Source organism: Gelidibacter mesophilus DSM 14095 (assembly GCF_000423005.1).
In the GTDB taxonomy this organism is placed as follows: Bacteria; Bacteroidota; Bacteroidia; order Flavobacteriales; family Flavobacteriaceae; genus Gelidibacter; species Gelidibacter mesophilus.
Window position 1 is genome coordinate 1 of record NZ_AUHD01000012.1, and the last position, 14,057, is coordinate 14,057.

Annotated in this window: 10 protein-coding genes and 2 rRNA genes; 2 read left to right on the forward strand and 10 right to left on the reverse strand. The window is 36.0% G+C overall.

Annotated features, from left to right (window positions below):
* Window positions 1-155, forward strand: a 23S ribosomal RNA gene (locus G525_RS0113605); the annotation flags it as partial.
* Window positions 156-292: 137 nt separating this feature from the next.
* Window positions 293-401, forward strand: a 5S ribosomal RNA gene (gene rrf / locus G525_RS0113610).
* A 438-nt stretch (window positions 402-839) separates the two neighbouring features.
* Here the strand turns inward: rrf and G525_RS22695 are convergent.
* The 10 genes from G525_RS22695 to G525_RS0113665 form a co-directional block, all read right to left on the reverse strand.
* Window positions 840-1,070 carry a DUF6095 family protein gene (locus G525_RS22695; protein WP_027126660.1) on the reverse strand — a complete coding sequence of 77 codons (231 nt, stop codon included), beginning with the start codon at window positions 1,068-1,070 and terminating at the stop codon, window positions 840-842.
* 405 nt (window positions 1,071-1,475) lie between these two features.
* Complete coding sequence (locus G525_RS0113620; RefSeq protein ID WP_027126661.1) at window positions 1,476-2,291, reverse strand: DUF4249 domain-containing protein; 816 nt, start codon at window positions 2,289-2,291, stop codon at window positions 1,476-1,478.
* A 3-nt stretch (window positions 2,292-2,294) separates the two neighbouring features.
* Entirely contained in the window at window positions 2,295-4,670 is a 2,376-nt protein-coding gene (locus G525_RS0113625; RefSeq protein WP_027126662.1) for a TonB-dependent receptor, read from the reverse strand.
* Window positions 4,671-4,788: 118 nt separating this feature from the next.
* On the reverse strand, window positions 4,789-7,017 hold the full coding sequence (locus G525_RS0113630) for an NADP-dependent isocitrate dehydrogenase (protein WP_027126663.1): 2,229 nt from the start codon (window positions 7,015-7,017) through the stop codon (window positions 4,789-4,791).
* A gap of 97 nt (window positions 7,018-7,114) precedes the next feature.
* Window positions 7,115-7,687 (reverse strand): pentapeptide repeat-containing protein, encoded by a 573-nt coding sequence (locus G525_RS0113635; protein ID WP_027126664.1) that lies wholly within the window; start codon window positions 7,685-7,687, stop codon window positions 7,115-7,117.
* A gap of 700 nt (window positions 7,688-8,387) precedes the next feature.
* Entirely contained in the window at window positions 8,388-8,738 is a 351-nt protein-coding gene (rplS, locus tag G525_RS0113645; RefSeq protein WP_027126666.1) for a 50S ribosomal protein L19, read from the reverse strand.
* A 275-nt stretch (window positions 8,739-9,013) separates the two neighbouring features.
* The gene (gene trmD / locus G525_RS0113650; protein ID WP_027126667.1) at window positions 9,014-9,691 is read right to left on the reverse strand and encodes a tRNA (guanosine(37)-N1)-methyltransferase TrmD; all 678 of its coding nucleotides are present in this window, start codon (window positions 9,689-9,691) and stop codon (window positions 9,014-9,016) included.
* A 437-nt stretch (window positions 9,692-10,128) separates the two neighbouring features.
* Complete coding sequence (locus G525_RS0113655; protein WP_027126668.1) at window positions 10,129-10,746, reverse strand: hypothetical protein; 618 nt, start codon at window positions 10,744-10,746, stop codon at window positions 10,129-10,131.
* Window positions 10,747-10,887: 141 nt separating this feature from the next.
* Complete coding sequence (locus G525_RS0113660) at window positions 10,888-12,336, reverse strand: glyceraldehyde-3-phosphate dehydrogenase (protein WP_027126669.1); 1,449 nt, start codon at window positions 12,334-12,336, stop codon at window positions 10,888-10,890.
* 179 nt (window positions 12,337-12,515) lie between these two features.
* A complete protein-coding gene (locus G525_RS0113665) occupies window positions 12,516-13,940 on the reverse strand; it encodes a trypsin-like peptidase domain-containing protein (RefSeq protein ID WP_027126670.1) in 1,425 nt (474 codons plus the stop codon).
* Window positions 13,941-14,057 lie beyond the last annotated feature (117 nt).

The window sequence follows — 14,057 nt, forward strand, 5'->3', positions numbered from 1 at the left end:
GGAAGGGATAAGCGCTGAAAGCATATAAGCGCGAAACCCACCACAAGATGAGATTTCTTTAAAGGGCCGTGGAAGATGACCACGTTGATAGGCCATAGGTGTAAGGGCAGTAATGTCGGAGCCGAGTGGTACTAATAGCCCATAGGCTTATTGTACGCCTGTTTTTTAGTAGAGTACAAGTTTTTTATGTACAATGGCAGTCACTGCCCTTTTTTCAATATGTCACGATATTTGTCACAGAGATCTGTGACGCTATGGGCAACAACGCTGTTGTTGCACCGTAGCTATGACTTAAGGTGGTTATAGCGACGGGGCTCACCTCTTACCATTCCGAACAGAGTAGTTAAGCCCGTTTGCGCCGATGGTACTGCATCTCGTGGGAGAGTAGGTCGCCGCCTTTTTTTGAGAGTCCCTTCATGGCAACATGGAGGGACTTTTTTTGTTTGTAGGGGTCAGGGGCGTCATTGTTATTGACCTAGTTTATGTTTTTTTAAAATAAAGAATGCTGCGCTCTAGTGTTTCCTATACTTTGCCAAGCCCTTATACAATATAATGATGCACTTATGTTCCTGGTTACACAATGGGAATAAGATGAAACTACGGTTGAAGGCAAACATAATAATATTTACAACTCGTTTAATTCGTTATTAATTTTCAGCTTTGAGCCAACAGATTGCAGTAGTCAGGGTAATGCTATTAGGGTACGGGTTTTACAAATGACGAATCATTTGACAAAGAATAACTAATTTCAGTTTCCAGTAGAATGAGAATTCTATATAACTGGTCATTTTAGACTTTGCCACCTCTAACTTTGTAAATTAACATTCTTTTGAATTTCTTTAATCTTGGAATAAACTTTGTACAATAATATAAATACCGCGAAAAAGGAAAAAAATTGCCGCGAGACATGCTGTAATCGCGATAATTAAGATAAGGAGATAAGTTGATTTGTCCTGATTGCTGAATGCAAGGTGAAGTAGTGTTGGTCCTAAAAACATTAGCACTAGACATATTCCTAAGTTTTTAATGCCTTTGACCAATACGTTTTTGTTTGTGCGTTTCGTTTCCATCTTTATAATTTTGATGTGTTGACCTTAAGTCTTTAAAGTCTATTTTAATCCATCCATAACCTATGTAATTCAGAACATGAGATGTTGAGATATCTTTTTCCGAGACAATTAATCAATTTCGGAATGGGTGCTATCATTCAATTTATCAGGTGTATTTGATAGACAAATGGATATGGCTTTCTTTACGTAGTGTTATTGATGAACACATTCGCCACAGTTGTTTTTATCCATCGATTATGCATTCAGATTATCCCGTCAAATGGGATTGAATAGCAGTGATCAAAAATACGAATTTTAGTTCATTGGACCTGCTCTAATGTATAATGGATACTGATCTAAAATATATGATTCTCATTGGTTTCAAACGTTTCACCGAATATCAATTGAGACGATGATTAAACTCTTTTATTGAATCGTATAAATGATCTCCGATACTTCGGAAAGTCTAAAATAGCCCAACGGAAAATTGGCAGGATTTGTTTGATTTACGCAATTTCCTCTCACTGTAGCGGGCTGCGTTTCAAAAGGACCACCACCTGCATCACTATTTTGCTGAAGCAAAATAAACATGTAATTATAGAAACGTTCAGAAATTCCATAATTTCTAATGATTACTTGATCCCCCACTGTTAGATCCTCATTTGAATAAAAACCAAATATCTCATTGCCGTTAGTATACCGATCCTCGTAAACCGAAAGGGCCGAATTATACGGAATATCGCTACTAAATTCAAATAAATAAAAGTTTGTTTCATCCGCAGGATCTGTATAGTAAGCTTTCAATTCAATCTCGTCGCCAGAAAAGCCTCCCTCCGAATTTTGTTCAACATAATCTAATGGAGCGACAGATTTAAGGGTTTCTGTGGCTATAAAAACTTCATCGTTATAAGTTACTTTAAGCGTATAGGAATGGTCAACGACGGGCTTAAAAGTGTTATTTCTATAAATCCCATTATTACCGTCCTCAATGAATTTAAAAATCATGTTGTCTTGATCTGTTATTATAATGGTTGCCCCAGTTGCTGGTGGTATGGTATCATCAAAGTAAGGTGCTGTGAGACTTAACTTGATTGCTTGCTGATTTCCTGCAGAATCTTTTAGCCAATTTATGGAAGCTTCAATGACCAGTTTGGGTTCGGCACTATTGAGGTCTATATCAATAACATCTTCACATGAGGTTTGAAGAAGTAGAATACAGACTAGAAACATGTATATTCTCATGGTTTAAAATTTGAAATTGTATGAAATTGATGGGATAATTCCAAAAAGCGCTAATCTTAACGCCTCGTTTGCACCAGTATCCTGATTTTCCTTAAAGGCTATGGTGGATGCGTTTTTGCGACTATATACGTTATATATACCAAAAACCCATTCGCCCCTCCATCTTTTGCTTGAATTCGGATTTGGATTGAAATTAGCAGAAATATCCAAACGGTGATAATTGGTTAATCGGCTTGAGTTTCTTGCTTCATAATTTGGGATGGTCATGCCGTTATAGTCGTATTGACCATTAGGAAATGTGGCAGGTTGTCCGGTTTGAAATATGAAATTACTACTAAAACTCCATTTTTTATTCCATTCATAACTTGAGGTTATAGAAATGTCATGAGTTTTGTCGTAGGGTGTATTGTACCAGTTTCCATTATTAATACCCGTTTCAATTGGGGTTCTACCGGGAGTCTGTTGTTCTGATTTTGAAAGCGTATAGGCAACCCATCCTTTTAAGCGCCCTTCATTCTTACGGAATAAAACTTCCAATCCGTAGGCTCTTGCTTTTCCATTTAAGATAACTTGTTCGATGGCATCATTGGCTATAAGGTTAGCACCATCTATATAATCTATTCTATTTTGAATATCCTTATAAAAAGTTTCTATTTCCAAAGAATAGATATTCTCCTTAAACGTCTTAAAATACCCTATAGCCACTTGATCCAATAACTGAGGTTTAATATACTTCCCACTGGGGGCCCATACATCTAAAGGCGTAGGAGAGCTCGTATTGGAAAGCAGGTGTAAGTATTGGCTCATTCTATTATAACTTGCTTTAATAGAAGAATTATCATTAAGTTGGTAAGCTAAGGATAATCGCGGCTCCAAACTCATGAAGGATTCAATAACATCAGAGCGGTCATAATTTGTGACACCTATTACTTGTGCTTTTTCGTAAATTTGAAGTTCTTCATTGAAGCTGACGGCGTGATCGTCTTCATAAATGTTCAATTCAGTTTGTCCCAGACGTTGAAAAGAACTAAGTCTTAATCCATAAGATACCGCAAATTTTGAACTCAATTGATGTTCCGCATCGATATACACGGCATTTTCGAAAGCGTATTTTTTTATGAGATCGTATGGATTAATTCCTGAAGTTTCGGTTGTGGGTTTTATTTCTCCAGGATTAAAAGTGAGATAAAGACTGTTTAAACCGTATTCAAGCTTGAATTTAGATGAAATGTAATGTTTAAGATCATATTTGAGATTGAAGTTTTTTATTCCCGAAGTCCAATCGAATTCTACAAAATTTAATGCCAACCCGTAATAGTAATCAGAATATATGAGAGACAAATTGGAGAATAACTTGTCAGAATACAGATGGTTCCATCGGAAATTTAAAACCGTATTCCCATAAGTGTTATCAAAACTATCAGATATTTGAAACACATCCCTACCAAAGTAACCAGAGAGATAAATGTTGTTATTTTGATTGATATTATAACTTATTTTGGTGTTCAGGTCATAAAAATAGGCTTTGCTGTCAAGATCAAATAAAGGAAAGAACAAATGGGCATAACTTGAGCGTCCACCGAATAAAAATGACCCTTTTTCCTTTACAATGGGACCTTCGGCCAATAACCTGCTGGAAACAATTCCTATCCCACCATTTAAATGGTACTCATTACTGTTTCCTTCTTTTTGATAGATATCCAAAACTGAGGATACGCGACCTCCGTATTTGGCCGGAATACCACCCTTAAAAAGTTTCAAGTCCTTAATTGCATCAGGATTGAACACTGAGAACAATCCGAAAAGATGTGAGGAGTTAAAAATAGTGGCCTCGTCCAAAAGAATTAAGTTCTGATCTGCTGCACCACCTCTCACGTTAAATCCAGATGATCCTTCTCCTGCATTACTCACCCCTGGAAGGAGGGTAATTGATTTGATGACATCCACTTCACCCAGGACTACTGGCATCTGCTTGATGGTATTTATAGAAAGGGAATTAACACTCATTTGAGGTTTTCGAATGTTCAATTTCTCCACATTTTCAGTAATGACAATTTCATCCAAACTTTCGGTGGATTCCGTAAGTTTGAAATTGAGCACTTTATCTTCATCAATGGTAATCGTTTCAGAAATACTGTTAAAACCTAAATAACTGATTTGATAATTATAAGTGCCTTTCGCTAGAGTTATGGAAAAGAATCCATATTCATTGGTGATGGTACCAGTTTGGAGTTCTGGAAAGATGATATTCACCCCAATTAAGGTCTCATTACTGCGCTCATCTGTAATTTTACCGCTAAGCGTAAATTTCTCCTGTGCAGAAAAATAGAGTGGCAAACATAACACTAGCCATAACGCCACCTTCAATTTTTTGGTCATCTACAATTTTTCATTAAAAATAAAAAAAGCTCCTCGATAAAAGGAGCTTTTTGTGTTAATTTTGTTTAATTGTTTCTAATTAATTTTAAACAAAACAAGATGTTATCCTCTATATATGCTAAGCTTTATTTTTAAGAATAGCATTAAAAGTAGAACTTGGTCTCATGGCTTCAGTTACCTTAACTTCATTTGGCTCGTAGTAGCCACCAATGGAAACTGGTTTTCCCTGAACGCTAATCAACTCTTCAACGATCGTGCTTTCATTGTCTTTTAGAGCTTCAAAAAGTACTTGAAATTCTTGCTTCAGTTGCATATCCAATGATTGATTGGCCAAAGCTTCTGCCCAATAAAGTGCTAAGTAAAAATGACTGCCTCTATTATCGAGTTCTCCAGCTTTACGAGATGGGGACTTACCATTATCTAATAATTTTCCTGTGGCTTCATCTAGAGTATCTGCTAATATTTGAGCCTTAGGATTGTCATTCCTTTCTGCTAAATGTTCAAGAGAAACTGCTAAGGCCAAAAATTCGCCCAATGAATCCCAACGTAAATGATTTTCTTCTACAAATTGTTCAACGTGTTTTGGTGCTGAACCTCCTGCACCAGTTTCAAATAAACCACCGCCATTCATTAATGGAACAATGGACAGCATTTTTGCACTTGTTCCTAATTCTAGAATAGGGAAGAGGTCTGTTAAATAATCACGCAATACATTTCCTGTGACAGAAATCGTGTCTTTACCATCCTTAATACGTGCCAAAGTAAATGTTGTTGCTTCAGACGGAGAAAGAATTCTAATGTCTAAACCGTTGGTGTCATGATTAGGAAGGTATTGATTTACTTTCTTGATCAATTCAGCATCATGCGCTCTATTTTTATCCAACCAGAATACGGCTGGTGTTTCAGAAGCTCTTGCTCTTGTCACCGCTAATTTTACCCAGTCTTGAATAGGTGCATCTTTGACTTGGCACATTCTCCAAATGTCTCCTTTTTCAACAGGATGCTCAATGATCGTTTTCCCTTCGGCATTGATCACCACAACTTTTCCGTCATTATCAATTTCAAAAGTTTTATCGTGGGAACCATATTCCTCGGCCTTTTGAGCCATTAAACCCACATTTGGTACTGTTCCCATTGTAGTTGGATCAAAAGCACCATGTTTTTTACAAAAATCAATTGTGGCCTCATATAAACCTGCATAACTGCTATCAGGAATCACTGCTAAGGTATCCTGAGGTTTGCCTTGGGCATTCCACATTTTTCCAGATGTTCTGATCATTGCTGGCATAGATGCATCAATAATTATATCACTTGGCACATGCAAATTGGTAATTCCTTTATCTGAATTCACCATGGCCAAATCTGGACCGTTGGCAATTTCTTCTTGTATTGCAGTTTCTATTTCCTTGCGTTTGGCATCAGGAAGTTCCTGTAATTCATCATATAAATTTGCGAGACCATTGCTTGCGCTAAAACCAATTTGTTTAAATTCGCTCGCATATTTTTCAAATACATCTTTAAAGAACACCTTAAGGGCGTGACCAAAGATGATAGGGTCAGAAACCTTCATCATGGTGGCTTTTAAATGTAAGGAGTAGAGAATACCTTTGTCTTTGGCATCTTTTACAGTATCCTTTAAAAATGACATGAGCGCTTTTTTGCTCATTACTGAAGCATCAATGATTTCTCCTTCTTTCAGTTTTAATTGATCTTTAAGGACTTCTTCATGGCCATCTTTTCCAATCAATTTTATAGTTACCGCATCTGCTTTAGAAAGCGTCAAAGATTTTTCGGTGTGAAAGAAATCACCTTGGGTCATGGTAGCTACCTCAGTTTTTGAGTAAGGAGACCATTCACCCATTGAATGTGGATTTTTCTTCGCATAATTCTTTACTGCTTTTGGCGCTCGTCGGTCTGAATTACCTTCTCTAAGAACAGGGTTGACGGCACTTCCTTTAATTTTATCATAACGTGAACGGATATCCTTGTCTTCTGCGGTCTGATTTTCATCAGGATAGTTAGGAATATTAAATCCTTGGGATCTTAACTCAGCAATCGCTTCTTTAAGTTGCGGAATTGAGGCGCTAATGTTTGGTAATTTAATAATATTAGTTTCAGGCTTTGTGGCAAGTTCTCCTAATTCTTCCAAGGCATTAGGCACTTTTTGATTCTCTTTTAAATAGTCAGGAAAAACAGCCAGAATTCTAGCGGCCAAAGAAATGTCTTTGGTAACAACTTCAATGTTTGAAGATGCCGTAAATGATTTTATGATTGGTAATAGGGAGCGTGTTGCCAATGCCGGTGCTTCGTCCGTTTTAGTATAGATAATAGTGGAAGTTTTTGCCATAAGTATGTTGAAATTTATAGTTTAAAAGTTTGGCCCAATTTAGGCTGTGCAAATATACGAAATTGAGTTTAGCATATAAAACTGAAAACGCATGCAATTAAACAATATTGATTTGATGATGCTGCAATAAACCCAGAACGTTTTCTTTCGAGAATTTTGCCTTTGTAATGATATTGTTTTCGGGATTGATGTAAAAGTTTTCTGAAGTGGTCAAATCGGAACTTTTCAAATTGGTTTGTTCAAAAATGGCATGTTTGAAATCACAATGATCAAATAGTGAATTGCTGAAATTTGCTTCGGTAAAATTTACATGATTGAGATTGCAATGGAGGAAACTGGTTTGTTTGAGTTTTAATTTAAAGAATGAAGTGAATTGTAATTGGCACTTTGAAAAGGAAAGCGATAGCAAAAAAGGATTACAATCCTGAAACTGGAGCCCGATCAATTTACAGTCGGTAAAATTTGCTTCCCTAAAGACAGTATGGCTGACATTGGCATTACTAAAATTGCAAGTATCAAAATGACATTCTATAAAATTGATGGAGGAGAGATCAACTCCTGTGAAATTACAATTGGTAAAGCTGCAGTTGTCATATTCAGCTTTTTTTAAGGAATGGACGGAAAAATCAGTATTATCAAAATTTTCCGAGTCTATTAAAGGTAGGATCATGGATGGCATAAAGGGATAAAAGGCGAAGTTAAGCAAAGAATTTAAAAAACAAAAGCCATATCATTGTAGCTAAACTACCTTGACATGGCTTTCTTTGAAATAGTAACATGATCTAATTAGCATTCCTGCTAAATCAGCCGACTAAAACTCACGCTTTACAATCGTCTTTTTCAATTCAAATTTTACTACTTCAGTAAAACATTCTCTAACTTTCAAAATGTATTGACCTGTTAGTGAAATGTTTCAGGGTATTGTTTTCTTGATGTTGTTCAATCGTGCGAATTGTTTTATCAATTGCAAAATCAAAAACATTGCTTCCTACCTTGATATTGACTTTCGTTGCTATCATCTTTGGAAACTTTCAGCTTTTCTAGTTTCTACCTGTCTAAACATGCAGTACTTTTTAAAGCGTCATGGTTTTTTATCTGAACACGTTTGCGAGTGACATTTTAAAGAACCTCAAAAAACAATCTTATAAAGAACGTTACTTTATACGATTAAAAATAAAATCAATTTTTAAAGTTGAAACCAACCCAAAAGTTGTCTTTTATCGTTTTACTAAATTACAAAAAATATGTCCAACTTCCAAGGAATTCAAGTTGTTAGTTTTTAACGGGTTATCAACGTGAGTTATTAACATTTGTTCATAAAAAAAGCCTTGATAACTTCAAGGCTTTTATTAACTGTATGTTCAAGGATTCTATCCTCTTCTTTCTTTAATTCTTGCTTTCTTACCAGTAAGACCTCTAAAGTAGAAGATACGTGCGCGTCTCACTTTACCTTTTTTGTTGACTTCAATTTTTTGAAGTGCTGGAAGATTGATGGGGAAGATACGCTCTACACCAATTGTTCCTGACATTTTACGGATGGTAAACGTCTCTGAACTTCCAGAACCTTTACGTTGCAAAACAACACCTTTAAAGAACTGTGTACGTTTTTTTTCACCCTCTCTAATTTCGTAATACACTGTGATGGTATCACCTGCGCCGAATTGAGGATATTCTTTTTTTTCTACAAATTCGTCCTGTACAAATTTTACTAAAGAATTCATTTCTTTTAATTTTTAAGATTCATCCAAACCAACATTCACGTAAATCGTCAGAGGTTAATCTGAAATTGGATGCAAAAGTAAGGAATAATTAATAATTAACAATTAAAAATTAATAATTTTAAATTCGAAATTTCAAGTTCCAAGTATTTTGTTTAATATTTAATAAACGACAATTTCTAAATGAACGCACACCTGCGAGAGAAAGGGTAAACGGTTACTAATAAATTTTATTAAAAACTGGGACTGATTACTGCATCTTAAGACTTAAAAAAGAACTAATCTTTCAATAAATCAGGTCTTCTGTTCTGTGTATGCTTATAAGCTTCATCTTCGCGCCATTTTTCTATATTTGCAAAGTGGCCAGTAAACAAAATCTCTGGTACTTTCATCCCTTTATATTCTCTTGGTTTTGTATAAATGGGAGGAGCCAACAAATTGTCTTGAAAGGAATCTGTCAATGCCGACGTCTCATTTCCTAAAACACCTGGAATTAGTCGGATTACCGCATCACATAATACAGCCGCGCCCAATTCACCGCCAGAAAGGACATAATCGCCAATTGAAATTTCTTTGGTGATGAGCAAATCTCTTACGCGTTGGTCCACGCCTTTATAATGTCCACAAAGGATAATGATGTTTTCCTTTATCGATAAGGTGTTGGCGATGCGCTGATTCAACGTGTTCCCATCGGGGGTCATGTAGATCACTTCGTCATAATCGCGCTCTGCTTTTAACTTCGAGATACATTTGTCTATAGGTTCAATCATCATGACCATACCTGCTCCGCCACCAAATTGTGTGTCGTCAATAGATTTGTACCGGTCAGTCGTATAATCTCTTAAATTATGAAAATGGACTTCAACTAAGCCAGCATCAATGGCGCGTTTTAATATGGAGGCTTCAAATGGGCTTTTTAAAAGTTCTGGTAAAACAGTAATGATATCTATACGCATGGTGTTTAGTTTATACTCGAGCAGGGTTCAATGGATTATTAAAGAACTCTGCAAGTCTTCTTAAAGTGTATTTGAGTTGTTTTCAAAGCTTATCATTAGAGTACTCTTTAACACGAAATTACTTTCGCAAGGGCTAAAAGGAGTTTTATTATAGTGATCTGTACCATATCGCTTTTCTAAAGTTATAAACAGAACTTATTCAATAGGTAAAATGGAAACGGCCTTGTTCAAATACTTTGCAAAGATGCGAAAAAAAGTATTCAGTCCTCAGTTCTCGTCCTTCAGTCTTTAGGTTTCATTTGACATTTTTAAGACCTGGAGGAATAGGAGAGGTTTGTCGAATTTAAAGGCTTCTGAAAACTCTGCCGGAATTCGTGTGAACAATCGTAATCAGTACAAAAAAAAATCTGCAAAATTAATTGCAGATTTTTAATGCTTTATTTAATGGATTTCTGTTTGTTGATTTCGTCCTGGAGTTGGCGTCTTACTTTTTGTTCACGTTCCAATGCTGTTCGTCTATGCTCTTCAAATTCCTCTTCAGTTTCCATCAATGAATTTTTTGCGAGCTTGGTTACGGTATTACTATTCTTAAATCTATAGATGAAGAAGAGCAATAGCGCAAATAACGCACCAATAATACTCCACATTAAAACATTATAATTGTCTTTGCTCATTTGCAATCCAAAAAGCGCCATGTTATCCTTCTCTTCATTGGTTTCTGCCAATGTTAATTTGGTTTCAGAAAGATTACTTTTTAAAGTTGTGATTTCCTGTGCTAGGCTATCAACCGTGTTCTGGGTAGTTTTCAAATCATTTTGGATGGCTTTCAAAGAATCCAGAGTATGAGCTTTTAATTGGTATAACCAAGTTTTCTTTACGTTCTTAAATTCTTGATAACTATAAGATTTTTGAATGACATATTCAAACTGATTGTCAATTGTGCCTTCAGTTAAAGATAAAGTTTCTTCTTCATCAGAGGATTTTTGCTGAGCATTGGACACTACAAAAAATAGGCATGCGATAAGGGTAAGGCTTAATGTTTTTAAGGGTTGCATTCGTTTTGGTTTTCTGAAATGATTAAATTTTGAACAAGATAAATAAATTGGTAGATGTATGCTAATATTTAAAACAAATAGCCTCACATTTAGGAGGCTATTTAATATACGATTGAATTATAAATTTAGATGTTTGCCTTACTAATAATAGGTATAACGTCTTACCTTCGAAATATATTTTGCCAATCGAATAACTTGGTGGCTATATCCATACTCATTATCATACCAGATATACAAAATGACATTTTTTCCATCAGTTCGTACTATAGTGGCTTTACTGTCATAAATTGCAGGTGCCGAAGAGCCCACAATATCACTGGAGACTAATTCATCGTTCAGTTCATATTTTATCTGTTCTACCAGATTGCCCTCTAACGCATATTTTTTCATAATGGTATTTAGGCCATCCAAAGATGTAGGATTGTCTAATTCTAAATTCAAAATTGCCAATGATCCATTAGGTACAGGAACACGAATGGCATTTGATGTCAATTTTCCTTCTAAAGATGGTAATGCCTTGGCAACTGCACTTCCTGCACCAGTTTCAGTGATCACCATATTTAAGGCAGCAGCACGGCCACGACGGTATTTACCGTGGAAGTTATCCACTAAATTCTGATCATTGGTATAGGCGTGAATGGTTTCTAAATGGCCATGTTTTACGCCAAAACTATCTTCAATGGCTTTCAATACCGGAGTAATAGCATTTGTGGTACAAGATGCCGCTGAGAAAATATCAACTTTATCCGGGTCATAGTCCAAATGGTTAACGCCATGCACAATATTTGGAACGCCTTTACCAGGAGCGGTCAATAAAACTTTGCTCACACCTTTGGATTTTAAATGCCTGCTCAAGGCTTCTTGATCTCTAAAAGCACCGGTATTATCAATTACTAAAGCATTTTGAATACCATATTCCGTATAATCAATATCCTCAGGAGCGTTTGCCGAAATAATATTAACCGTAGTTCCATTTATAATTAAGGCACTATTCTTTAGATCGGCCACTACAGTACCAGAAAAATCACCGTGTACGGAGTCATTACGCAAAAGCGCGGCTCTCTTTTCTAAAACATTTTGATTGATCTCTCCGCGGGTAACAATGGCTCTTAGTCGCATTTGACTGCCCTTACCAGTTTTGGTCATCAACTCTCTGGCCAACAATCTTCCGATTCTTCCAAATCCATAGAGCACGACGTCCTTAGGAGTTATGGATTCAAAATTACTCGCACCTTTAAGTCTATCTACTACAAAAGCTGTGGCATTGGAATATTTTTGATCCTCCAAATGGTACTCAAAAGTTAATTTTCCAATATCTAATTTGGCTGGTGGCACATCCAATGTTTTGATGGCCTGGGCAATTTCTACAGAATCAAAAATGGAGATTGGCTTTTGAACAAATTCACCTGCATATTCATGCAGATTTAAGATTTCACTGACATTTCGGTCAATTAATTCGTTTCTAAATAATACAAGTTCAATGGATTTGTCATACCAAAGATCACTGACTATTTTAATAAATTCAACTGTTGCTTTTCTTCTATCTGCTTGAAAAGCCAATTCTTTTTCATAAGTTCCGTTCAAACTCATTGTTTTAAGATTTAGTGTCCACTGGGAGGCGGACCGTTGTTTTTTGTTGCGTTTATTCCTTGCTAAGGATTTGCAAAAGTAATATATTTCAAACGTTTTCGCTATGTTTTAAAGAAATAAAAAACCCTTTGAAAATAGTCCTTTCCAAAGGGTTTGAATTCGTTTTAATGGATTATGAATTATCTAAAAATAAAGCTTTCCTTTTGCCCAGAACTGTTTATTACCGACAACTTTTTGATACTTTTCTCTAAATTGTCACCATATTTTTGTTTTAGCTTTTGAATGTCATCCACATTATCAATTGTCTGATCATTGATCTCAGTAATTACATAACCTGTATTAATCCCTAAATTTTTGTAAAGCGCATAGTTTCCATTTTTGATGACTGCAACACCATTACTGATGTTGCTTTTTTCTTTAATCTCCCTTGGAATATTTCTTAGTTGCATTTCCAAAAATTCTATGGTTGCAATTTCGGTTTTAGATAATGTTACAGGAATCTTTTTTTCTGATCCGTTTCTTATTAAAGTTAAGTTTACCACATCATCAGGGCGTTTTGTGCTCAAATAGCCACTTAAATCAGAGAATTTTGAGATGGTAATATTATCAATTTTCTTGATGATATCACCTTCTCTAATGCCAGCTTTTTCTGCCCCAGACTGTTCTTCAACACCACTGACATAAAAACCTTGGGTGGTATTGACGTCAAGAGATTCGGCGGATTTACTATTCAATTCGCCACCTCTAACGCCTAAAATACCATTTTGAACATTCCCAAATTCCATAATATCTTCAACAACTTTTCTGGCAATATTGCTTGGCACGGCAAATGAGTAGCCTATATATGAACCTGTTTTGGAAGTAATGGCCGTATTGATACCAATAAGCTCGCCTCGCGTATTTACAAGAGCTCCACCGGAATTTCCAGGGTTTACGGCAGCATCTGTCTGAATAAAGGATTGTGAATTTACACCAGATAAATCTCTCGATTTGGCACTAATAATTCCAGCAGTAACCGTGGAAGTCAAGTTAAATGGATTACCTACTGCCAAAACCCACTCGCCGACTTTCGCTTGATCAGAATCACCAAAAGTTGCAAAAGATAAATCTGAGTCTGCATTAATCTTTAATAGTGCGATATCCGTTTTTTCGTCCGTTCCAATAAGCTCGGCCTCATACGTTTTGTTATCGTTTAAGGTTATTGAAAGTTGTTGTGCACCATTAATGACATGATTGTTTGTAACGATATACCCATCCGGAGAAATAATAACACCACTTCCTGTCCCAACTTGGGCCCTTGCAGAACTTCTACCCATCATCAAGTCTTGAAGCGTCATTGGAGCTCTGCTCATAGTTGTGTTTTTAACGTGAACAACGGCGTGAACGGCATCTGCCGCTGCAACCGTGAAATCTGGGGCATTCATGGTGCCATAAGAAGTTACAGGCATATTGCTGGTCGGAAAATAAGGTAGGCTTGATTCTGTAGTCGCCTCTGTAGTGGCCACAGCGATAGCATGGTCATCCTCAAGATAAAGTTTATAGGCAGAAAGTGTCATGATTCCACCTAATGCAGATACTAAAACTAGGGTTAAAATCTTTTTCATTGTAATTGTGGATTATTAAGAATTTATGATATTATAGATTATAAATGTTTTTATTTAACGATTAAAATTAATTTTTTATTGAGCGACAGCATTTCTTTTAACGGTTTTTAACGTCAA